General features: G+C 63.1%; 20 protein-coding genes. 5 read left to right on the forward strand and 15 right to left on the reverse strand.

Annotation, left to right across the window (positions count from 1 at the left end; all coding sequences use genetic code 11):
• Positions 1 to 131 precede the first annotated feature (131 nt).
• Entirely contained in the window at positions 132 to 920 is a 789-nt protein-coding gene (locus IAG25_RS19550; RefSeq protein ID WP_187606322.1) for a TerC family protein, read from the reverse strand.
• Between the two features lie 143 nt (positions 921 to 1,063).
• Here IAG25_RS19550 and IAG25_RS19555 point away from each other — a divergent pair, with 143 nt between their 5' ends.
• Together IAG25_RS19555 and IAG25_RS19560 are read left to right on the forward strand one after the other, a co-directional pair.
• On the forward strand, positions 1,064 to 1,945 hold the full coding sequence (locus IAG25_RS19555) for a LysR family transcriptional regulator (protein WP_035501922.1): 882 nt from the start codon (positions 1,064 to 1,066) through the stop codon (positions 1,943 to 1,945).
• A 94-nt stretch (positions 1,946 to 2,039) separates the two neighbouring features.
• Positions 2,040 to 2,450: an HPF/RaiA family ribosome-associated protein gene (locus tag IAG25_RS19560; protein ID WP_187606323.1), complete on the forward strand. Its 411-nt coding sequence runs from the start codon at positions 2,040 to 2,042 to the stop codon at positions 2,448 to 2,450.
• Between the two features lie 8 nt (positions 2,451 to 2,458).
• On the opposite strand, the gene IAG25_RS19565 is transcribed toward IAG25_RS19560, so the two are convergent.
• From IAG25_RS19565 to IAG25_RS19575, 3 genes are all read right to left on the reverse strand, one after another.
• Positions 2,459 to 3,790: a hypothetical protein gene (locus IAG25_RS19565; protein WP_255503806.1), complete on the reverse strand. Its 1,332-nt coding sequence runs from the start codon at positions 3,788 to 3,790 to the stop codon at positions 2,459 to 2,461.
• Positions 3,791 to 4,066: 276 nt separating this feature from the next.
• On the reverse strand, positions 4,067 to 4,489 hold the full coding sequence (locus IAG25_RS19570; protein ID WP_255503807.1) for a DUF3574 domain-containing protein: 423 nt from the start codon (positions 4,487 to 4,489) through the stop codon (positions 4,067 to 4,069).
• A complete protein-coding gene (locus IAG25_RS19575) occupies positions 4,486 to 4,725 on the reverse strand; it encodes a hypothetical protein (RefSeq protein ID WP_187606326.1) in 240 nt (79 codons plus the stop codon). Before IAG25_RS19575 ends, IAG25_RS19570 begins: the two co-directional genes overlap by 4 nt.
• A gap of 253 nt (positions 4,726 to 4,978) precedes the next feature.
• On the opposite strand from IAG25_RS19575, the gene IAG25_RS19580 reads away from it, so the two are divergent.
• Positions 4,979 to 5,983 (forward strand): hypothetical protein, encoded by a 1,005-nt coding sequence (locus IAG25_RS19580; RefSeq protein WP_187606327.1) that lies wholly within the window; start codon positions 4,979 to 4,981, stop codon positions 5,981 to 5,983.
• A 1-nt stretch (position 5,984) separates the two neighbouring features.
• Here IAG25_RS19580 and IAG25_RS19585 read toward each other — a convergent pair whose 3' ends face one another.
• The 8 genes from IAG25_RS19585 to IAG25_RS19620 form a co-directional block, all read right to left on the reverse strand.
• Positions 5,985 to 8,372, reverse strand: a complete 2,388-nt coding sequence (locus tag IAG25_RS19585) for a DNA polymerase II (RefSeq protein ID WP_187606328.1) — start codon at positions 8,370 to 8,372, stop codon at positions 5,985 to 5,987.
• Between the two features lie 161 nt (positions 8,373 to 8,533).
• Positions 8,534 to 9,196 carry a flagellar transcriptional regulator FlhC gene (flhC, locus tag IAG25_RS19590; RefSeq protein ID WP_035501929.1) on the reverse strand — a complete coding sequence of 221 codons (663 nt, stop codon included), beginning with the start codon at positions 9,194 to 9,196 and terminating at the stop codon, positions 8,534 to 8,536.
• Positions 9,197 to 9,214: 18 nt separating this feature from the next.
• Positions 9,215 to 9,532: a flagellar transcriptional regulator FlhD gene (gene flhD / locus IAG25_RS19595; RefSeq protein ID WP_014250878.1), complete on the reverse strand. Its 318-nt coding sequence runs from the start codon at positions 9,530 to 9,532 to the stop codon at positions 9,215 to 9,217.
• A gap of 528 nt (positions 9,533 to 10,060) precedes the next feature.
• Positions 10,061 to 11,086 carry a purine-nucleoside phosphorylase gene (locus IAG25_RS19600; RefSeq protein WP_375336532.1) on the reverse strand — a complete coding sequence of 342 codons (1,026 nt, stop codon included), beginning with the start codon at positions 11,084 to 11,086 and terminating at the stop codon, positions 10,061 to 10,063.
• A 149-nt stretch (positions 11,087 to 11,235) separates the two neighbouring features.
• Complete coding sequence (locus IAG25_RS19605) at positions 11,236 to 13,797, reverse strand: mechanosensitive ion channel domain-containing protein (RefSeq protein ID WP_187606330.1); 2,562 nt, start codon at positions 13,795 to 13,797, stop codon at positions 11,236 to 11,238.
• 163 nt (positions 13,798 to 13,960) lie between these two features.
• A complete protein-coding gene (locus IAG25_RS19610) occupies positions 13,961 to 14,887 on the reverse strand; it encodes a cation diffusion facilitator family transporter (RefSeq protein ID WP_187606331.1) in 927 nt (308 codons plus the stop codon).
• Positions 14,888 to 14,905: 18 nt separating this feature from the next.
• Complete coding sequence (gene selD / locus IAG25_RS19615; protein WP_187606332.1) at positions 14,906 to 15,952, reverse strand: selenide, water dikinase SelD; 1,047 nt, start codon at positions 15,950 to 15,952, stop codon at positions 14,906 to 14,908.
• Positions 15,953 to 15,992: 40 nt separating this feature from the next.
• Complete coding sequence (locus IAG25_RS19620; protein WP_187606333.1) at positions 15,993 to 16,553, reverse strand: putative glycolipid-binding domain-containing protein; 561 nt, start codon at positions 16,551 to 16,553, stop codon at positions 15,993 to 15,995.
• 217 nt (positions 16,554 to 16,770) lie between these two features.
• Between IAG25_RS19620 and IAG25_RS19625 the strand changes: the two genes are divergently transcribed.
• Positions 16,771 to 17,193, forward strand: coding sequence for a BspC domain-containing protein (locus IAG25_RS19625; RefSeq protein ID WP_187606334.1), 423 nt, complete (start codon positions 16,771 to 16,773; stop codon positions 17,191 to 17,193).
• Positions 17,194 to 17,205: 12 nt separating this feature from the next.
• Here the strand turns inward: IAG25_RS19625 and IAG25_RS19630 are convergent, their stop codons facing one another.
• Positions 17,206 to 17,730: an RrF2 family transcriptional regulator gene (locus IAG25_RS19630; RefSeq protein WP_187606335.1), complete on the reverse strand. Its 525-nt coding sequence runs from the start codon at positions 17,728 to 17,730 to the stop codon at positions 17,206 to 17,208.
• A gap of 406 nt (positions 17,731 to 18,136) precedes the next feature.
• Between IAG25_RS19630 and IAG25_RS19635 the strand changes: the two genes are divergently transcribed.
• Positions 18,137 to 18,355 (forward strand): hypothetical protein, encoded by a 219-nt coding sequence (locus IAG25_RS19635; protein WP_187606628.1) that lies wholly within the window; start codon positions 18,137 to 18,139, stop codon positions 18,353 to 18,355.
• Positions 18,356 to 18,422: 67 nt separating this feature from the next.
• Here the strand turns inward: IAG25_RS19635 and IAG25_RS19640 are convergent, their stop codons facing one another.
• Entirely contained in the window at positions 18,423 to 19,214 is a 792-nt protein-coding gene (locus IAG25_RS19640; protein ID WP_187606336.1) for an anti-sigma factor family protein, read from the reverse strand.
• Positions 19,211 to 19,735, reverse strand: coding sequence for an RNA polymerase sigma factor (locus IAG25_RS19645; RefSeq protein ID WP_187606337.1), 525 nt, complete (start codon positions 19,733 to 19,735; stop codon positions 19,211 to 19,213). Before IAG25_RS19645 ends, IAG25_RS19640 begins: the two co-directional genes overlap by 4 nt.
• Positions 19,736 to 19,758 lie beyond the last annotated feature (23 nt).

Genomic DNA, 19,758 nt, shown 5'->3' on the forward strand with positions numbered 1-19,758 from the left:
GATGGTCGTTTCATCGCGGGAGCATTACGGATTTCTTCAGCCGCATCAGGCTGATAGCGCGCGGCTCCCCCGTTTGTCCACAGCCTTGTGCACCAAAGCTGTGGATAAGCGCCGCGCGCCCCGTTCGAAGGTCATCCGGACACGCCATCCAGACGCGCGCGGTTTTCCGTCTGCACATTCGCGTCCGGCTTGCCCTTCACGCGCCGCGCAAGCAGATTCAGGCCTTCGACGAATCCCGCGAAGCCCATCGCCGCATAGATGTATCCCTTCGGCACGTGCGTTCCGAAACCTTCGGCGATCAGCGTCATCGCGATCACGAGCAGGAACGAGAGCGCGAGCGTCACGACCGTCGGATTACGCTCGATGAAGCGCGAGAGCGGTTGAGCGGCGAACAGCATTGTCGCGACCGCGAAAATGACGGCGATGAACATGATCGGCAGATGCTCGGTCATCCCGACCGCCGTAATGATGCTGTCGACAGAAAACACGAGGTCGAGCAGCAGGATCTGGACGATCGCCGACCACGCCGTGATGCTGCCGAGACTCGACGCGACACCGGCGGCTTCGTCGTGATTCTTTCCGACGTGATGGTGCATCTCCTTGGTCGCCTTCCAGACGAGGAACAGACCGCCCGCGAGCAGGATGAGGTCGCGCCACGAGAACGCATGATCGAACACGGAGAAGACCGGCGTGGTCAGTTGCGCGATCCACGCGACCGTGCCGAGCAGCGCGAGCCGCATCACGAGCGCAAGCATGATGCCGATGCGCTGCGTGCGCGCACGTTGGGCGACGGGCAGTTTGTTGCTGAGTATCGAAATGAAGACGAGATTGTCGATGCCGAGCACGACTTCCATCACGATCAGCGTGACGAGTGCGGCCCACACGGCGGGATCGGCGGCGAGCGAGAGTAGATATTCCATGAGCGCGGGAAGGTTCGATTGACTGGATGTATCGCGCCATGATCGTCGTTTCTCGCAATCGAAAAAATCAGCGATAATCGAAATCAAACTTCGGGTTTTTCGAAGTATCGGATCATCACCGGAACTGCGAGGACGCGCGACGCATGCTCAACTATCGACATTTGCATTACTTCTGGGTCGTTGTGAAGGAAGGCGGGTTCGCACGCGCGGCGGAGCGGCTCGACATGGCCGTGCAGACCATCAGCGCGCAAGTGCGCGAGCTGGAAAAATCGCTCGGGCATCAACTGCTCAAACCGGCGGGACGCGGCGTCACCATGACCGAAGCGGGACAGGCCGCATTCGCGCGCGCCGAGGAAATCTTTCAGCTCGGGCAGATGATCCAGGATGAAGTGCGGGAAGCGGCGAGCGGTACGCTCGCGCGTCTCGCCGTCGGGCTGTCGGACGGCATCTCGAAGCTCGCCGCGCATGCGCTGCTTTCGCCGGTGCTCGCCAATCCTTCGTTGCGTTTGCTCTGTCACGAAGGCGAAACGGACGAACTGCTCGCCGAACTGGCGCTGCATCGGCTGGATCTGGTGCTCGCGAGCCATCCCGCGCCGCACAACCACAATCTGCGGCTTACGAGCGAGCGCCTCATCGCGTCGCCGGTCGATTGGTACGGGCCGGCTTCCATCGTGCGCAAGAGCGCGATCGATCACTTTCCGGAGAGCCTCGCCTCGCTGCCCATTCTCCTGCCCACCGGCCATTCGTCGCTGCGCGCGCGGCTCGATCGGTGGCTGGAGACGCAGGGCATCGCGCCGCGCATCGTCGGCGAGTTTGAAGATAGTGCATTGATGGCGGTGTTCGGCGCGCGCGGCCTGGGCGTGTTTCCGCTCGCGGAATTCGGCGCGGGCGATGCGCCGCTGTTGCGCGGCCTGCGCTGGCTCGGCCGCTCGCCCGACGTGAAGGAGGAAGTCCACGCGATCATTTCGCGGCGCGGGCGGCATCATCCGTTGACGCAGCAAGTGCTTGCGCGCGCGGGAGCGTAACTTCGGTTTTTTCGAAGTTCGTGTTCCGTTCCTTCTGCTTTTTCGCAACGCGCTCGCGCCTTACGCTGATCCCATGTTCAACGAGGAGGCGTCAATGAAAGTCCTGTTCAAGTCCCGCGATCCCGAAGCCATTGCGATGCACGAACTCGCGAAGGCGCGCAGCGAATTCGTTTTTCGACGCCTAGCATGGCTGATCTCGAAGGCGACTGTCAGCTTGTCCGACATCAACGGGCCGCGCGGCGGCGTCGATAAGCGCTGTCAGGTGGAAGTGCAGTTGAATCGGGAGAACAAGGTCGTGGCGACGTCGATCGCGCGCGACTGGCGCGGAGCAATCGACCTCGCGCTCGCTCGCGCCGTGCGCTCGCTGGTGCGCCGGCGTCAGAACGTCAAGCCGACGCGCCGCGTCCGTGCACGCGGCTTTGCATGGGATCTCGCGCCGGAGCCGGCGCTACAGGAAGCGGTGGACCCGCGCGCGCGTCTCATGAGGAAGATGGCCGGCGCGTAAGCCGAACATCACGCCGGCGTGCGAATCAGTATCTGCGTGCGCGGCGTGGCGCCGTAAGCCGCGCGCGGCGCTTCTCGTTCGATAGCCTCGAAACCGCCTTCCGGCACGGCGTTCATCGACATATACAAGGTCCGCATCTCGGTGCTCAGGCCGTGGAAATGGCACAGGAACGTGCTCGGGTCCGCGTAGTACCACGGCGTGTTGAGCTCCCTGAAACTTACGAGTTCGGGCGAGTCCATGTCGGGGCACAGGCCGTGCGCGATGAGTTGCTCCATGAAGACATACTGGTCGCCCTGACTCGAGAACGTGTACTTGACGTCCTCCATCTCACGCACCTTCGCGAGCACGTCATCGAGTGCGCGGGCGTTTTCTTCCGTGTTGCGAAAGCCCATCACGCCCGAGTTGAAACGCCAGCCGCAAATGTCCGCGGTCAGTAAGCGCTCGCGTCCTTCGATGAACTTCTCGAGCTTCACCGTCTGATTCATCGCGATGATGTCCGCGTCCATCCAGAAGACCCAGTCGTGCTGCGGCAGATACTTCTGGAGCAGGAACGGCTTGGCCCAGTTGCCACAAGCGTCGCGCCCGAAGTCCGGCGGCACGTCGCGATGCACATACAGCGTATAGCCATGCCGCTCGCAATAGGCGCGCAGACTCGCTTCGCCGTAACGCGCATAGCTCGCGATGTTGGGCGTGTAGAGCATCACGACCGCGATGGAGCGTCCCGGCTGATAAGTGGAAAGCGGCTCGTTCGAATCGCTCGACAGCGGCGCCGCGCTTTCGAACACGCGCAGTTCGCCCGACGCGTGGCACGCATTCAGATGGCGCGCGAACATCGCGCGCCACAGCGGGCCGCACTTGCTGTAAAGACGCGGCGTATAAACGAGCGAGACGGCGATGACTTCCCTGCCCTGCAAATCCGGATGCTGGCTCGACCACATCGATGCGATCGGCACCACGCCGTTCAGATCATCCCAGTCAGGCACGGTCGGCAGATCGTCGAGCAAAGCTTCCTCGGTGACGAAATCGCCGTAATCGTAGTATTGGCGGCATCGCGCCGCGAATCCTCGCGCGATGCGCCGGTTCTCTTCAGTGTTTCTCAGCACGAACATTTCGGTGTTGACGCCGAAATGTCCTTTGGTCAGGAGCACGTCGCGGCCGGCCATGATCGGTTCGAAGTCGTGAAAGCGGACGAACAGCGCGTTTTCCGTCGCAAAGATGACCAGCTCGCCCTCTTCGGCTTCCCGCAACATGTCGCTTACGAGCTGGTACTTGTAGAGCGTGCGCAACTCGATCGAATCGACGCAGGCCGACATCGCCTCGAAGCGATGCCTCACATTCATGCGGCGACAATATTCATCGTGGTTGTCGCGCGATGACGTTGCGTTGCGATCGGAGAAATAGCTGACCAGAGTCACCATAGCGGTTTGACAATCGAAAAGATGGAAATCGGCGAAAAGCATGCAGGCCGTCCGCCCGCATGAAGCGTCGGAGCATATCGGGCCTCGTCCGTGGATTTGTAAATTATTGATGCAGCCACGATGATCGACGCTAGGAATCGGCCGATTTTTGAGAAGTTTTTGCGGAAACGCAGAGGTGCCGCGTGGCGCGAAACCGGACTAGAAAGACGCGCAGGCCGTGTGCCGCACGCGCAGCGTCGATTCCTGCTCGAAGCGCGCGCGATAGTGTTCGCGAATTTCGCCGATGGCCGTGTCGCTCGCTTCGTCGTCAGGATGGGCGAGGCTCAGCACCCAGGTCGGCTCATGCACCATCGAGCCATCCGCCGCGCGCCATTGCCCGCTCGCGCGCCATGTCGTGAAGCCTTGCGGAAAGCGCGGCGTGACTTCGGTGCGCAGGAAGTCGTCGAATTCCGCGGGCGTGACGAAATCCACCGGCTTTGCGGTGCCGAAATAGACGAGGTCGTTCACGACGCGCTGCTCGCCCGTCGCGCATGTTTCGTGGATCAGCGTCGTACAGGACGAAAGAAGCGGCGCGAGCATCAGCAGCGCGATCGTTCCAAATCCCAGGCGCGACGCCTTCAACCCGATACCGCGACGCGCGGCTCGCGGCCCGTCAGGCGGCCGTCGAGTTCCGCCTTGCCGCATTCGATCGCGTAGTTCGCGGCGGCCTGCGCCGTCGGAAACGAGCGAAGCGGTCCGATCGCGCGCCGCACGCCGCCGGGCCGCTCGATCAAGAGCGTCGCCGCGAATTGGCCGGACACGTGCCGGACGATGACCGAAAGCTCACAGCCTCGATATTCGATTGGAGTGGAGTCCATCACTGACCTCGCTTGCTCGATTTCACTGGAATGAAATCAATCTACGCAAGCTGGACGAAAGACGTAACCCCGCGTGTGAGTGGCTGCGAACGTAGGCCGAGCGATTGTCCGTCGCGGCAAGCGCGCAAACGTTTGACTCCGGCCTCGGCGTAAACAGGAATGACTCAGATTTCTGCGCGAATCTTCTTATGTCTGTATTCTGCTCGAACAGGCCCATACGAAAGTTGCCGGACTTGCGAATCCGACCTCGCCGATGACACCCTCCAGGAAAGCTCGACCTTGCCGAACCGCCGCGTGGATGATCGCCTGCGCGGCACTCGCCATCGTGACAAAAGTGGCGCACGCCCAGGAATTTTCCTTCCTCGCCGGCCCGCTCAAAAGCAGCAGCCAGAACACCTATTCCTGGGAAGCGAACTATCGCGAAGGACTCGGGCGCTATGCCGCCTGGAGTTTTTCGTGGCTGAACGAAGGCCATATCCCCGATCATCACCGCGACGGGCAGTCCGTGCAGATCTGGGGACGCCTGCCGCTCTGGAACGACCGGCTGGAATTGTCGGCGGGCGCGGGACCGTATCGCTATTTCGATACCAGCCAGGCGCAGGCCGGCGGCGAATATTCGAACACGCACGGCTGGGGCGGCATGTTCACGCTGCGCGCGGCGTATTACTTCGACAACCGCTGGATCGCGGAGATGAAGCTCAATCGCGTGCAGGCGTTCGGCGGCCCCGACACGACCGCGCTGCTCTTCGGCATCGGCTATCAGCTCGACGCGCCCGAAGGACGCGGATCGCGCGCGCGCCCCGTATCGCGCACGACGAACGTCACGAACAACGAAGTCACCGTGATGCTCGGCACGACGATCCTGAACAGCCTCGACTCTGAAACGAATCTGGCGGAAAGCATCGAGTATCGGCGCGGACTGTGGCATTACATCGATTTCACCGCATCGTATCTGCACGAAGGCGGGCATGTGCAGTCGCGTCGCGACGGCCTCGCCGCGCAGATTTGGGCGACACGCGCGTTCTTCGACGACAGACTCACGCTCGGCGTCGGCGCGGGACCCTATCTGTCGATCACGCAAAACGACGACCTCCCGCAAAACCGTACCGGCGACGGCCGCTTCTCGGGCCTTGTCTCGGTATCGGCGAGTTACCGGCTCACGAATCGATGGCTCGCGCGCGTGACGTGGAACCGCATGGTCACGCGTTATGACCGCGATGCGGACATCATCGAGGCAGGTTTCGGCGTGCGTTTTTAGCCTAGAACAGCTCTTTCTGGCCGGACATCAGCGCGGTGAAGTCGTCGCGCAGGAACGGCAGGATGCCGTCCGCGACCGGCTGAAGCTGTTTGCTCACGTAGTGCTCGTAATCGATCGGCGCGTGCCGCGCTTCCACCGGTTCGGGACCGGCCGTCGTCATCACATAGCTGATCCAGCCGCCGTTCTGATATTGCAGCGGGCGGCCGGCGCGCGCGTTGTATTCATCGGCGATGCGCGCGGCGCGCACGTGCGGCGGCACGTTGCGCTGATAGTCGCCGAGCGTGCGACGTAGCCGCTTGCGATACACGAGCAGTTCGTCGAGTTCGCCGCGCCGCGTGCTGCCGACGTAATCGCGCACGTACGCCTCATACGTCTCGCCCTTGAAGACGCGCATATAAAGCTCGCGCTGGAACCGCTGCGCGAGCGGCGTCCAGTCGGTGCGCACCGTTTCGAGCCCTTTGTAGATGATTTCCTCGCTACCGTCAGCGCGCGTCGTCAGTCCTGCGTAACGTTTCTTGCTGCCCTCTTCCGTGCCGCGAATCGTCGGCATCAGGAAGCGTTTGAAATGCGTTTCGAATTGCAGTTCGAGTGCGCTGTCGAGTTTGAACGTCTCGCGCAGATGCTCGCGCCAGTATTCGTTCACATGCGCGACGAGCGCGCGGCCGATGCGCGCCGCATCTTCTTCATCGCGCGCGCGCCGCAGCCACACGAAGGTCGAATCGGTGTCGCCGTAAATCACGCTGTATCCGCGCGCTTCGATCAGCTCGCGCGTGCGATGCATGATTTCATGACCGCGCATCGTGATCGACGATGCGAGACGCGGATCGAAGAAGCGGCAGCCGCTCGATCCCAGCACGCCGTAGAACGAGTTCATGATGATCTTCAGCGCCTGCGACAGCGGCTTGTTGTGCTGGCGCTTCGCCGCCTCGCGTCCTTCCCACACTTGCGCGACGATCGCGGGCAGGCAGTGCGTGTCGCGTGAAAAGCGGGCGCCGCGAAAACCCGGCACGGTGTCGGCATCGTCCTGCGTGGCCATGCCTTGCGCGAGCCCGGCCGGATCGATCAGAAACGTGCGGATAATCGACGGATACAGGCTCTTGTAGTCGAGCACCAGCACGGAATCGTAGAGGCCGGGGCGCGAGTCCATCACGAAGCCGCCGGGGCTCGCTTCCTCGGGCACGTCGCCGAGATTCGGCGCGACATAGCCGAGCCGATGCATCCGCGGCATATAAAGATGCGTGAACGCCGCGACCGAGCCGCCGCTGCGATCGGCCTGCAATCCGGTGACGGTCGCACGTTCGAGCAGAAACGACAGCAGTTCGGTCTTCTCGAAGACTTTCGTGACGAGTTCGCAGTCGTTCAGGTTGTAACGTGCGAGCGCGGGCTTGTCTTCCTGAAAGCGCCGCTCGATCTCGTCCATGCGCGCGTATGGACTGTCGATCGCCTTGCCTTCGCCCAGCAGCGACTGCGCGACGTATTCCAGGCTGAACGACGGAAAGTTCCACGTCGCGGAGCGCAGCGCCTCGATGCCGTCGATCACGAGCCTTCCTGCGATCGAGATGAAGAAGTGATTGCGCTTCATGCCATGCTCGCGCCATTCGACCGCGCTGCCGTCGCGGCCGAGCGTGAGGGGCACGCCGTAGTCGTCGGCGTGTCGCTGGAGGATGCGCAGGTCGAACTGCACGACATTCCAGCCGATGATCGCGTCTGGATCGTAGTGCGCGATCCACGCGTTGAAACGACGCAGCATGTCGGCGCGGCTTTCGCAATAATCGAGCGCGAAATCGGCTTGCTCTTCTGCGCCATTCGGCGAACCGAGCATGTAGACCTGACGCGCGCCGCAGCCTTCGAGCGCAATCGAATAGAGATCGCCTTTCACGCTCGTTTCGATATCGAGCGACACGACTTTCAGCGATGGCCGGTAATCTGGCGCGGGCTTCAGTTCGCTGGAAATGTAACCGTCGCCAGCGACGCCATCGAACGACACCGGCGCCGTGATGAAGCGCTCCATCAGATAGCGCTCATGCGGACGGATATCGGCTTCGAAGACATCGACGCCCGCGCTTCGCAGGTTCTTCTCGAGCGCGAGCAACTGGCGATATTGCGGGCAATAAAGGCCGAGCACGGGCTTCTGGCGAAAATCCTTGAGCGGCAGCTCGCGCAGATACGCGTCCCGCACACCGGCGACGACCGGTTCGGCCTTCGCGCGATCTTCCGCGCGAATGAACGCGACGCTCGTCTGCAGCGCGATGCGGATTTTTTTCGGACCGTCGTCGGTGGCGAGCCAGAAATCGACTTCCGTCCCGGCCGCGGTGTCGCGCCAGTGACGAGTCAGCAGAAAACCCTTTTGTGCGGAAGCCAAGCCGAGACCTTCGAGAGCGCGTGCCATCGAAGCATTTTACTTGGGCGGAAAACAAAAGAGCCCGGCACATCGAGATGCGCCGGGCTCGGGAATTCGGGAAAAGAAAAAAGTAAAACACGGTAGCGGCAAGCCGGTCATCCACCATCCTCGCGGACAGTCCCCGGAGGATGGCCGGCGGCCGCTACCGCCTAAGCAGCCTGTGCGACCAGGCTTGCCCGTTGCGGCTGCAACGCCGCTACGTTACCGAGTGCCGTGTGCTCCGCATGCTCCGGCACTTCGTTCTTCGACATCACTACCTCCAGCGCGGCTTCTTGACTGGCCTGTCTTGCGGCCGCCGCTTTCTTGGTCTTCCCCGCGCGTGACGGCGGCTGGCAGGCCCCGCACACCACGTTGTTCTGCAAATCATGTTTGTGTGCGACGAACTTCCCGGTGCAGCGGCAGCAAGGTGTCATCTGCAGCATGCCCGCGTCGAAGAAGCGCACAAGAGTCCAGGCCCGCGTAAGGTCGAGTACCGCCTCGGCACCGCTATGGTTACAGTGCTCGAGGTACAGCCGATACCCTTTGGTCAACGCATCGAGATGCGAACAGCCAGCTTCGTTCTTCAGGAACGTATAGGTGTTATAGAAAAGCGATGCGTGGATATTGGCGAGCCACGTCATGTACCAGTCGGCCGAGAACGGCAGCATGCCCTTGGGCGGCGATACGCCCTTCACTTCGCGATAAAGGCGGATCATGCGATCGCGCGAGAGCGTGAGTTCGCTCTCCAGCACTTGCATGCGCGCGCCGAGCTCGATCAGCGCGATGGCGCGGAACACTTCCTGGGCGTCTTCGGTGAGGCTCTTCTTCAGCATGGCTCGCTCCGTCATCACTTAAGCGAACTGTTCGGCCGGCTGGCCAGCCAGCAGGATTGCCGCGTGCGTCGGCGCGATGTCCGCGTTCTTCGCGGGTTGCGTCAAGGCCGACAGCATCGTGTGATCGTTGAAGCGGAATGCGCAAAGCAGGTTATCCGACGACGCGAGCTTGACGACCTGAGCGAGCGTGAGGCCCGACAGCAGATCGGCGAGTTCCGCCGACAGACCGAGCCGGAACATGCCGATGGCCCGGTCCTCGCGCAACAGACGCTGCGCGAGCATGATGTAAGACAAGTTGATTTCCCGGATCGATTCCAGCGTTTCGCGACCGTTCATGGTTGCAACTTCCAGTAAATCCCCGAATTTCCCGCCGGCTTTTTGCCGATATCTTTTTTGTGCCTCACCGGACTCGTTCTGCCCGGCTACGTCCTGCGTAATCTTTGTTTCAGTGCGTTACATCTTGTAACAACCACTGTGAGACGGATTCTAAGTACGGTCTGAATCTAAAGCAAGGGTGTCTCAATAATATTTTGTTGCAAACAACACTTTCGATCGGTAATTTTTTCGGTCTGGCAATTTCAGCCGGATTTACCGCGCACGGTCTATTCTTCTTATGTTTACGGCGCTTAATCGGGGCGGCTTGGTTTTAGTCGGAATAATTACCTGCCGCCAGCAATAACGGGGGATTGCGGGAATCGGTTGACGTCCGTGACAGCTATTTTTGGGATTATTCCTCTGATGAAAAACCCGAAAAATAACCAGCAAAACGATCTTTACCGATCTCTCCACGACTGAGTAATAGTTACCTACACCTTGTTACGTTGATGTTACGGTCCGTGTTACCCGGTTTTGTAACGTCGCTTGTTACCGTTGCGGGACACCTTTACTCCACGCGTCCCAATGTGTAACAACCTCCTGCACCAGAGGATTACCGGTCCGGTATAGATTTTCGAGGGCCGGCGCAAAGCCGCCCTGCTCCGCGTAATTGAGCAGATTGTCGACGGCCGGCTGGCCCTTGTAGGGGCGATCGAAATCGGAACCGGCGCGCAGCACGGCCACGCGCGACACATCCACCCGCTGCACGCTCGCCGCCCGCTTGAGCGCCTCGTAGGTCGCGTTGTCCTCCTGTTGCGTCGTGCAGTACACGCCGCGACCGTCGGTCAGAAGCCGCGTCCATGCGCGCGCCCGCTCGCCGATGTATTTGCCCGACCACCACGTATCGCCCGCGAGCGTGTCGCACTGGATCACACGTGGCGGCCGGTTCGCCGGCGCGTAGTTGAATTTTTTGCGCGCGGCTTTGGCCTGGTCGCTGTCGGAGAGCGCGACGTTGCGCGAGATCGCGTAGGCCGTGTCGGCGAGCGTCGCGTTGAGTGCAAAGACTTCTGTGCGATAGTCGGGCGCGGGCTTGTCGTTCGGCCCCTTCGTGTTGATGCCGATGAATCCGCTCGGCCAGCGGGCAGGCTTCTCGCGCGCGTCGAGTTCCCATTGCGGGCCAAAATCGACGAGATACTTGGCCCAAGCCGCCGAGCCGACCGTGCCCTGCGCCGGATCGATGCCTGCGATGCCCGCGATCAGAAAGTACGTGTTGCGCAAGTCGAAACGATCGGAGAACGCGAGCGCCATCATCGACGCGGCCGCGTTGGTGTGGCCCATGCCGGTCGTGACGACGCACACATCGTCGCGATTGCAATGTACGTCGGCGTAATCCGGCGAGAGTCCGGCCACCTTGATCGCGTCCCACGGGCCGAGCTTGTCAAGCCACACTTTGCCTTCGGGCGCGAACATCGTGACGATCATCACCTTGACAGCGCGCACGCCGCTCGCGCTATCGGACGCGTGCGGCGCGGATGCGCATCCCGCGAGGCCCGTTGCACCCACGGCGATCGTCATGGCGACGACCGCGCGCCCCAGTCTGTTCGATGTCTTTTTCGATTCCGATGCGGCGACTCTCATGGCAGGCGTGATCCTCGTAAAAGTTCGACCTTCGAAAAAAATCGCGCCCGTGAGAGGGCGCGATTCAGGGCCGAACGATTATAGGATCACGTGCCGCTTTGCGAGGTCCGCGGCGGCGGCGCATTCGACGCGACGTTCGCCGAGCCCGCCGCCTCGCTCGTCGGATGCTGCGCAGCCTTCGACGGCTCGCCACGCTGATCCGCGCCCGCTTCTTCCGCGTCCTGAACGCCTTCCGGAGTGCCTTCAGCATTGCCGCCGTTGACGATCACGAAGTTGCGCTGCGGATTCGCGATCTCGATGCCGCGCGCCGTGAACTCGTTGAGAATGCGCCGGTTGAACTCGCGCTGCACCGGCCAGCGCGCGCTGTCGCGGCACTGAATCTGGCCGGCGAGCGTGACGGTCGAACCGTCGACGGCATCGACGCCCCAGAAGCTGAAGTCGGAGAGAATGCCGTCGCGGAAGGCTTCGTCCTCGCGCAGCGCCGCGCCGATTTCCTTCAGCGTGGAGATCGCGCGATCGACATCCTGGCCCAGCGCGATCGATACGCGCACGGCTGCATTGCCGATGCCGCGATTCGTGTTGTTCACCGTCGATACCGAGCTGAACGGCACCGTGTAGAGCGAGCCGTCGCCGCCGCGCAGGCGCACCGTGCGGATCGACAGATACTCGACCGTGCCCGATACACCCGCGAGCGTCACCCAGTCGCCGACCTGCATCGCATTTTCCATCAGCAGGAAGATGCCGGTGATGAGATCCTGCACGAGCTTTTGCGAGCCGAAGCCGAGCGCCACGCCGAAGATGCTCGCGCTCGCGAGCAGCGGCGCCGTGTTTACGCCGATCTCGGAGAGGCCCGTCAAAACGACGACCATCGCGATCACGATGAAGAGGCCGGAGCGCATCATCGGCAGCAGCGTGCGCAGGCGCGCGGCCCGCAGACGCTCGCCGCTCGCGGTCCATTGTTCGAGCCGCTGCTCGACGACGATGTTCGCCGCCTCCCACACCAGCACGGCGAACACAGCCGCGACCACGATCGTGAGAAGCGCCGACGCGAGCCGGTTGCCGACGCCGCCCGAAGTGAAGAAATGCAGGATGTTCACGTGCCACACTTCGAGGAGCGCGACCACCGTGACGACCGAAATCAGCGCCTGCACGATACGCCGCAACGCCGGGTAATAGCGATAGGCGCGGCGGCGCACGATGGAATCGGTCGCGAGATCGTCCTCGTCGCCGTGATGAAACACGCGGCCGAGCGCGCCGAACGCGACGATCGCCAGCACGCGCGCGCCGACCAGCACGAGCAGCGACACGCCGCCCAGATGGAACAGCGTTCGATAGCCGTTCTGCACGTCGAGCGCCCACACGAACCACAGCGCGATCACGAAGAAGATGGCGACGCCCGCCCAGACATCGGCGACCCAGTTGCCGAAGAGTCTCACCGAGCGATTCGTCCGCGCCTGCTCGCGGATACGCTCGGCCACCGACGTGCGGCTCTGGAAAATCACGAACGCGATCATCAGATGCACGATCAGCAGAACGATCTTCAGGATCGCGATGCGCGCATCGCCGGACAGACCAAGCGGCTCGGCAGCGTTGGCGAGCGCGATGCCGGCACCCGCGATGCACACGATGCGCTGCACCCAGCGATGCAGATAGATCGCATAGAAATCGCGAATCTGGATGAGGCGCAGGCCGGGCGCACGCGGCGCGATGAAAAATCCGCTCACGATCACGATCGCGCGGCAGACCAGATAGACGTCGATGAGCGATCCCGCGACGCGCGCTTCGGGCGTGTTGTCGTCGATGAAGATCGACATGAGCAAGGTCACGACACCGATGAAAACGACGAGCGGAACCAGCGAAAGAAAGCCGTACAGAAGCGCGCTCGGCAGACGCTGCAACAGCGTCCAGTGGCGCGCGGCGTGACGCTGCCCGCGCGCCGTATCGGCCTTGCGCTCGGCGAGATGCATGGCGGTCTCGTCGCCGCTGCGCGCCGCGGCGTCTTCCGCACGCTCGGCCGCGCGTTGTTCGCGCACGAGATCGGGATCCTGCACCTCGGCATCGGCGACGCCGCGTGCCGCGATCCGCGCGCGCGGCCGCTTCAAGAGGCGCAGGCACAGGAATTCGAGCAGTAACGCGGGAACGAGCGACGCCAGCACCGTCCACACGACATGGCCGACGAGCGCGCGCGCATCCGCGCTCGAGGTCCGGTCGCGCCACCACGAAGCGACGGAGCCGAAATCGAGCAGCGCCACGGTCGAATGCCGCAGCCCCGCGCCGATCTGCACGAGCCAGTGCCCTGCCTGCCGCGACAGTTGCGATGCGAGACCGTTCGCGGTCAGCGAATGGGCAAGCACGCTCGACGCGCCCGATGCCGGCGCCGCGGCCGCCGCCGATGCGGACTGCGGCGCGCTTGCGGGCGCGGCCAGCGCACCCGCCGCGGCAATGGCGCGCAGCGTATCGGAGACCTGCGAGCGGCGCGCGGGATCGTTGAGCACCGAGAGCGCATCGCGCGCCTGCTGGGGCGTCAGCGCGACGCCCGCTTGCGACGCGTGCTGCGCGGAATCGGCAGCGGCGAAGGATGATTGGGAAAAGATCGGAAGAACGCTCGACACGACGACGAGCAGTACTGCAAGGAGCAATTTGCGCATGGGTCGGATGAAGATCACGAAATGTCAGGGACTCGATGCGGACGACGCGCACCACGTATGTTAACGCGGTGCTGTCGATACGGCAGAAGCGGTCCTGAACGACCCTTGTTTCGGTAGCACGCGGCGCTCCTGCCCCGTCGTGCCCCTTGTGCCCCTCGTGACCTTACAACGCCGCCGGCTCGCCGCGATCGCGTGCGATATCGGGTTCGAAGAACACCCATCGCACTTGCGGAAACGCATGTTGCAGATCGTCCTCGATGATGTTGATCGCATCGATCATCGCGCGGCCGCTCGCGTAGTCGATCATCTCGGCCTGCACCGCGACGACGACATGCTTGCCCCATTGCAGCGTGATGAGGCTGATGATGCGCGTGATCTCGGGACGCGCGCGCAAGTGCGCGTCGATCGCCTTGCGCACTTCCGGGCTCGCGGATTCGCCGACGATCATCGACTTCACTTCACGCGCGACGAGAAACGCGATGATCATCAGCAGCACGCCGACGCCGATGGAACCGGCGGCGTCGTAGGCCGGATTGCCGGTGAGCATCGTCATGAGCACGGCGGCGAACGCGATGGCGAGGCCGAGCAGCGCCGCGACATCCTCGCCCGCGACCACGAGCAGTTCCGATTCGCGCGTCTCGCGGAACCATCGCCATAAGGTCTTGTCGGGCGCGCCTTTGCGGATTTCGCGGATCGCGCCCGCGAGCGAGAACGCTTCGAGCACGACCGAGATGCCGAGAATCACGAGCGCGACGATCGGATTCGACAAGGGCTCGTGATGCATCAGCCGATGCGCACCCTCGTACACCGAAAATACGCCGCCGACGAAGAACAGCAGCAGCGCGACGATCAGCGCGTAGAAATAGATCTCGCGCCCCGAGCCCAGCGGATGCAGCGCATTCGCGGGCGCCTGCGCGCGCTTCAGGCCGAAAAGAAGCAGCAATTGATTGCCGCAATCGGCGGTGGAATGGATGGCTTCGGCGAACATCGCGCCGGAGCCGGTAAAGGCGGCCGCGCCGAACTTGCAGACGGCGATGCCGAAGTTCGCGGCGAGCGCGTAGAAAATGGCTTTCGGGGATTCTTCCTTCATGCGCTCTTTTTTATTGGTTCAGATCACGTCGACGCGGCCCGCGCCGTCCACCATCTCGCCGATGACCGTCGCATCGTCGAAGCCGTCCGCGCGGAAGATCGCGAGCACGTCGTTCACCGCTTCCGGCGCGCACGACACGAGCAGGCCGCCCGAGGTTTGCGGATCGGTGAGCAAGGTGCGGGCCTCGTCGCCTTCGATGTTCAACGTGATTTCACCGCCGTATGCGTTCCAGTTGCGGCCCGACGCGCCCGTGAAAATGCCCGCGCGCACGAACTCGCGCACCTGCGGCAACCACGGCAGGTCGGCGTAACGGATGCGCGCCGTGAGCTTCGCGCCGCGTGCGAGTTCGAGCGTGTGACCGAGCAGGCCGAAGCCGGTGACGTCGGTGAGCGCATGGACGCCGTCGAGTTGCGCGAGATCGGCGCCGGGACGGTTGAGCTTGGTCGTCGCGTCGATCATCGCCTTGTAGCCGGCGGCATCGAGCTTGTCTTTCTTCAGCGCTGCCGACAGCACGCCGACGCCGAGCGGTTTGCCGAGCACGAGCACGTCGCCCGCGCGCGCGGCTGCGTTGCGCTTCACGCGCGAGGGATGCACGATGCCGAGCGCGGCGAGTCCGTAGATCGGCTCGACGGAATCGATCGAATGGCCGCCCGCGACCGGAATGCCCGCTTCCGCGCAGACCGCTTCGCCGCCTTTCAGCACTTGCGCGATGACTTCATGCGGCAACACGTTGATCGGCATGCCGACGAGCGCGAGCGCGAGAATCGGCTTGCCGCCCATCGCGTAGACATCGGAAAGCGCGTTGGTCGCGGCGATGCGGCCGAAGTCGAACGGATCGTCGACGATCGGCATGAAGAAATCCGTCGTCGCGACGATCGCCTGCTCGTCGTTGAGCTTGTAGACGGCGGCATCGTCGGCGGTGTCGTTGCCGACGAGCAGATCGGGAAACGCCGGCAGCGGCGTGGCGCGCTTGAGCAGGTCGGCCAGCACGCCGGGCGCGATCTTGCAGCCGCAGCCGCCGCCGTGGGAAAGGCTCGTGAGACGGGGTGAAGTCGTATCGTTCATCGTTCGGATCTCGGATCAGGGCAAGCATTGAACCGCATTATTACGCGACGCGCTTGTAGAGTCCGGGATAGTCGAGCACGAGGCCGCTTTCGTCGACGGTGATATCGGCCGTAAAGCCCGTGTCGAGCCCTTCGTAACGATAGCGATGATTCGGCTCGAGGCACGTGTACGCCTGCTCGACCGCGCTCACGCTCAACTCCGGCACGCGCACATAGACGACGCGGATCACGCGGCGCTCGCCGCGCGCGAGTTGCAGACGGCGAATCGGCAGCGTATTGGTGAACGGTGTCGCGGTGATGTCCACGTCGATGCAGCCGTGAAGTCGCTCTTGCGCCTCGCCGTTCGCGTCGGTCCACACATGCGCGTCACCGTTGTTGCCGTCTCTGCGATGCAGATCGAGCGCTGCGCCGCCCGCGAGCTTCAGCGCGAGACGCGTGACCTGCCAGCGTGCATCGCATTCGATGCGATAGACGAGGCCGAAGGCATGCGTCTCGTCCTCGCCCACGACCGCGCTCTCGATCACGATGCCATCCTGCGCCTCGTTCAGAACGAGATGTTCTAGCCCTGTGCCGTCCTGTTGCGACCACCGCGCTGCTTTCATCGCGTACCTCTTCGGTGTGTTGTGTTCGTCCCCATCGAAGGATACAACGCGCCGCGCAATGCTTTCGATCAGCATTCGAAATGCGCGATACGCTCGACGTCACAAAACTTCACACGGTATACTCCGCGCCATTCCTGCGCAGGCGCGCGCATCGCACTCACAGCGCCGTTCACGCGATCCGCGCTCTGCCCGAACGCCCCTTTCCATCGCCCATCGCATGAAGACCATTCTCGCTCCCGCATTGCTCGCGCTCGCGCTGTCGGCGTCGATGTTTCAGCTCGTCCAGGCGCAGGAAACGCCGGACCTGCCCGAAGATTATTCGTATCTGACGAAGCTCCACGTACCCGACGCCGTCGCGCAATGTGTCGCCGCATTCGACCGCTGGGTGGAGAACGCGCCGAAGTACGACACGCTCATCGTGCCCGACCGCCGCGTGCTCTCGGCGACAATCGACGACGATACTCCGATCTTCAGTGTCGGCGACCCGATTCCGGTCGACAAGGTCATCGTGATGCGCGCGTTCGCGAAGGCGCGCGGCAAGGCGCAATGGACGCGCATGGACAGCCGTTGCGGCGTGCGCGATGGCCGCGTGGTCGGCGTTTCACTCACGCCGAACATGAAGCCGAAGATCGTTCGCTGAGTTCGCTCGGCTTTAGCTTTTCGCCGCGCGCCGCTGGCTGGTGCGTTCGTCGAGCCACTTGACGACCTGCGGCCCGAACGTGCGCGGCGCCTTGGCATGCACGCGGCCCGCGAGATCCGCTAACCGGTCCGCCGCGAGCGCCTCGCGCATGCGCTTCTCCGCGTTCTTCATCACCGCGTGGACGGCGCACACGCCGCTCGTCGCCCAGGGCGGCGCGTCGTCGCCGAACACCGCGCAGCGCGCCCGAATCTCCCTGCAATCGAAAAGCGGCTTGTCGCCGTCGATCGCATCCACGACATCGAGCACGCTGATCTCGCTCGACGGGCGCGCAAGCGCAAAGCCGCCGCGCGCACCTTCCGTCGCGACGACGAGTCCCGCCTTGTGCAGCTTCGTGAAGAGCTTCGCGACGTACTCCGCGGGCACGCCCTGCAATTCCGCGAGATCGCGCACGCTCGCCTCGCGCACGCCGTGCGGCGGCTCCGCGAGATAGAGCATGCAGTGCAGCGCGTACTCGACGCCCGTGCTGATGTGAGACATATACACTCCGACATTCCGAATCGGAGTTCAGGATAACGCGTCGTGCGTCCGCATGCAACGCCGAGACGCCCGACGCCATGCCTTTACAGCCGCCCGTCGCAAATATTTCAGATTACACGTTTGCTTACAAACGAACACGGCTTGTCATTTTGCGAACCGCTAAATTGCTTTCCATGGATTCACAGGGAGAAACCAATGAAGAAGCTAGCGATCCTTGCAGCGCTGGGCGTGTTGTTGAGTAGTGCGCTCTCGGGCTGCATCGTCGTGCCGGACGGTGGCGGGTATCACCATCATCACGATTACTACCGCGATTGACTCTCGCGCAAAGCACTGAACTATTACGAAACTGCTACCTCCTGACTCGCGGTTTCGACTGCAAGCAAACGATCAAGGAGCCAACATCATGATGAACAAGACGAAGAAGAGCCTGCTTATCGCTTCCCTGGCTGCCGCACTCGGCATGGGTCTCACGAATGTCGCATCCGCCGACATGCATCACAATCCGCCGCATCGTGTGTCGGTGGGCTGGCACGGCGAGCGTTACTGGGACGGTCATCGTTACTGGCAGCGCCAGGAATGGGAGCGCCATCATCATGTCGCGCCGCCGCCGCATCGTTACTACTAAGCCGCTTCACGCGTGAAAAAGGCCGCAGCGAAACCCATCGCTGCGGCCTTTTCTTTTGATCGCCGGTTCACCAGTTCTTCGGATCGCCGCCCAGCTCCTTGCAGGTATCGTAAGCGATCGCCTGCAGCTTTTCCTGGCCGATCTGACCCGAGAGCGCATAGCCGACGCGATCCCACGCCCAATAGAACGTCGTGCGCTGCCCGTCCTTGAGCGTTCTGATCTTGCTGTCGTTGCGCCGAATCGTCGCCGTCGTCATGTAGAGCGTGAGCCGCTCGCCGGCTGCGTTCTGATACATGAACTGCGCGGCCGGGCCTTCCTCGTCGGGCAAGAGGCGGCCGCCGACGAGCTGAAAGCCGTATTCGGCCAGCGACGGAATCGTCACCGCGCGATTCAGCCGCTTCGACAGCCACGTCACGAGATGATCCTGTTGCGACGCCGCGACCTCCACCGCGTGCCGCTGCTCGGGCGCGTACACGGCGTAGGCGATATCCGCGCGCTCCGCGAAACGCGGACTCTCGCCGATCGCGGGCAGGAGCATGTGCATCAGGAATCCGCACGCGACACCGACGACCAGAAAGCACGCCGCGATCAGATAACGCTCGCGCGCGCGCGGCCGCAAGCGTACGACTTGCGGCTCGCTCTGATCGGCGAAGAGCGCGCGCAGCGCATTGTCCTGCGCGCGATAAGCGGCAACGGTGGCCTCGCTCGCGGGGTCGTGCGCGATGTGTTCAGCAACGGCGTCGCGTTCATCGCCGTGCAGTTCGTCGTCGATGAAGGCCGACAGCGCCTGCAGATCGCGATCGGGTTTGGGGGGACCCATACGGTCGCCGCCTTCGAACGGACGGTCTTGGCTGGTCATGATCGGCTCACCACTTTCAGTGACGACGGCGACGTCTTGCGGCCGGGTTCTTCGCCGAGCAGAACGCGCATATGCTCCCGCGCTCTCGACAAGCGCGACATCACGGTTCCGGTCGGCACATTCAACACCACGGATGCCTCCTGATAACTCATTTCCTCGACGCACACGAGCAGCATCACTTCACGCTGCTCGACCGGCAGGCAATAAAGCGCGCGCTGCACGTCGCGCAGCACGAGGCCATCGACTTCGCCGCGCGGCGCAGCCATCTGCCGCCAGGGCGCGGTTTCATCGTCGACGGCGATATCGCGCCGCCCGCGCAACTGGTCGATATACAGGTTGCGCATAATCGTGAACAGCCACGCGCGCAGGTTCGTGCCTTGATGGAACGATTTGGCGCGATTGAGCGCACGCTCGGTCGCGTCCTGCACGAGATCGTCGGCCCAGGCGCGGTCGCCCGTCAGCGCGCGCGCGTATCGGCGCAACTGCGGCAGCAGCGCGAGAAGATCGCTCTCGAAGCTCAAGGCCGTACGCCCGCGTGCCTGAC

The organism is Caballeronia sp. EK, from assembly GCF_014384845.1.
GTDB classification, from domain to species: Bacteria; Pseudomonadota; Gammaproteobacteria; order Burkholderiales; family Burkholderiaceae; genus Caballeronia; species Caballeronia jiangsuensis.

What these genes read in the sequence shown, in the direction of transcription:
- IAG25_RS19575 (WP_187606326.1), bottom strand. Translation starts at nt 4,725, where the DNA reads ATGGACTCCACTCCAATCGAATATCGAGGCTGTGAGCTTTCGGTCATC.
- IAG25_RS19565 (WP_255503806.1), bottom strand. Translation starts at nt 3,790, where the DNA reads ATGAATGTGAGGCATCGCTTCGAGGCGATGTCGGCCTGCGTCGATTCG.
- IAG25_RS19550 (WP_187606322.1), bottom strand. Translation starts at nt 920, where the DNA reads ATGGAATATCTACTCTCGCTCGCCGCCGATCCCGCCGTGTGGGCCGCA.
- IAG25_RS19635 (WP_187606628.1), top strand. Translation starts at nt 18,137, where the DNA reads ATGAACAAGACGAAGAAGAGCCTGCTTATCGCTTCCCTGGCTGCCGCA.
- IAG25_RS19640 (WP_187606336.1), bottom strand. Translation starts at nt 19,214, where the DNA reads ATGACCAGCCAAGACCGTCCGTTCGAAGGCGGCGACCGTATGGGTCCC.
- IAG25_RS19605 (WP_187606330.1), bottom strand. Translation starts at nt 13,797, where the DNA reads ATGCGCAAATTGCTCCTTGCAGTACTGCTCGTCGTCGTGTCGAGCGTT.
- IAG25_RS19560 (WP_187606323.1), top strand. Translation starts at nt 2,040, where the DNA reads ATGAAAGTCCTGTTCAAGTCCCGCGATCCCGAAGCCATTGCGATGCAC.
- IAG25_RS19625 (WP_187606334.1), top strand. Translation starts at nt 16,771, where the DNA reads ATGAAGACCATTCTCGCTCCCGCATTGCTCGCGCTCGCGCTGTCGGCG.
- IAG25_RS19620 (WP_187606333.1), bottom strand. Translation starts at nt 16,553, where the DNA reads ATGAAAGCAGCGCGGTGGTCGCAACAGGACGGCACAGGGCTAGAACAT.
- IAG25_RS19580 (WP_187606327.1), top strand. Translation starts at nt 4,979, where the DNA reads ATGACACCCTCCAGGAAAGCTCGACCTTGCCGAACCGCCGCGTGGATG.
- IAG25_RS19585 (WP_187606328.1), bottom strand. Translation starts at nt 8,372, where the DNA reads ATGGCACGCGCTCTCGAAGGTCTCGGCTTGGCTTCCGCACAAAAGGGT.
- selD (WP_187606332.1), bottom strand. Translation starts at nt 15,952, where the DNA reads ATGAACGATACGACTTCACCCCGTCTCACGAGCCTTTCCCACGGCGGC.
- IAG25_RS19600 (WP_375336532.1), bottom strand. Translation starts at nt 11,086, where the DNA reads ATGACGATCGCCGTGGGTGCAACGGGCCTCGCGGGATGCGCATCCGCG.
- flhC (WP_035501929.1), bottom strand. Translation starts at nt 9,196, where the DNA reads ATGCTGAAGAAGAGCCTCACCGAAGACGCCCAGGAAGTGTTCCGCGCC.
- IAG25_RS19610 (WP_187606331.1), bottom strand. Translation starts at nt 14,887, where the DNA reads ATGAAGGAAGAATCCCCGAAAGCCATTTTCTACGCGCTCGCCGCGAAC.
- flhD (WP_014250878.1), bottom strand. Translation starts at nt 9,532, where the DNA reads ATGAACGGTCGCGAAACGCTGGAATCGATCCGGGAAATCAACTTGTCT.
- IAG25_RS19630 (WP_187606335.1), bottom strand. Translation starts at nt 17,730, where the DNA reads ATGTCTCACATCAGCACGGGCGTCGAGTACGCGCTGCACTGCATGCTC.
- IAG25_RS19555 (WP_035501922.1), top strand. Translation starts at nt 1,064, where the DNA reads ATGCTCAACTATCGACATTTGCATTACTTCTGGGTCGTTGTGAAGGAA.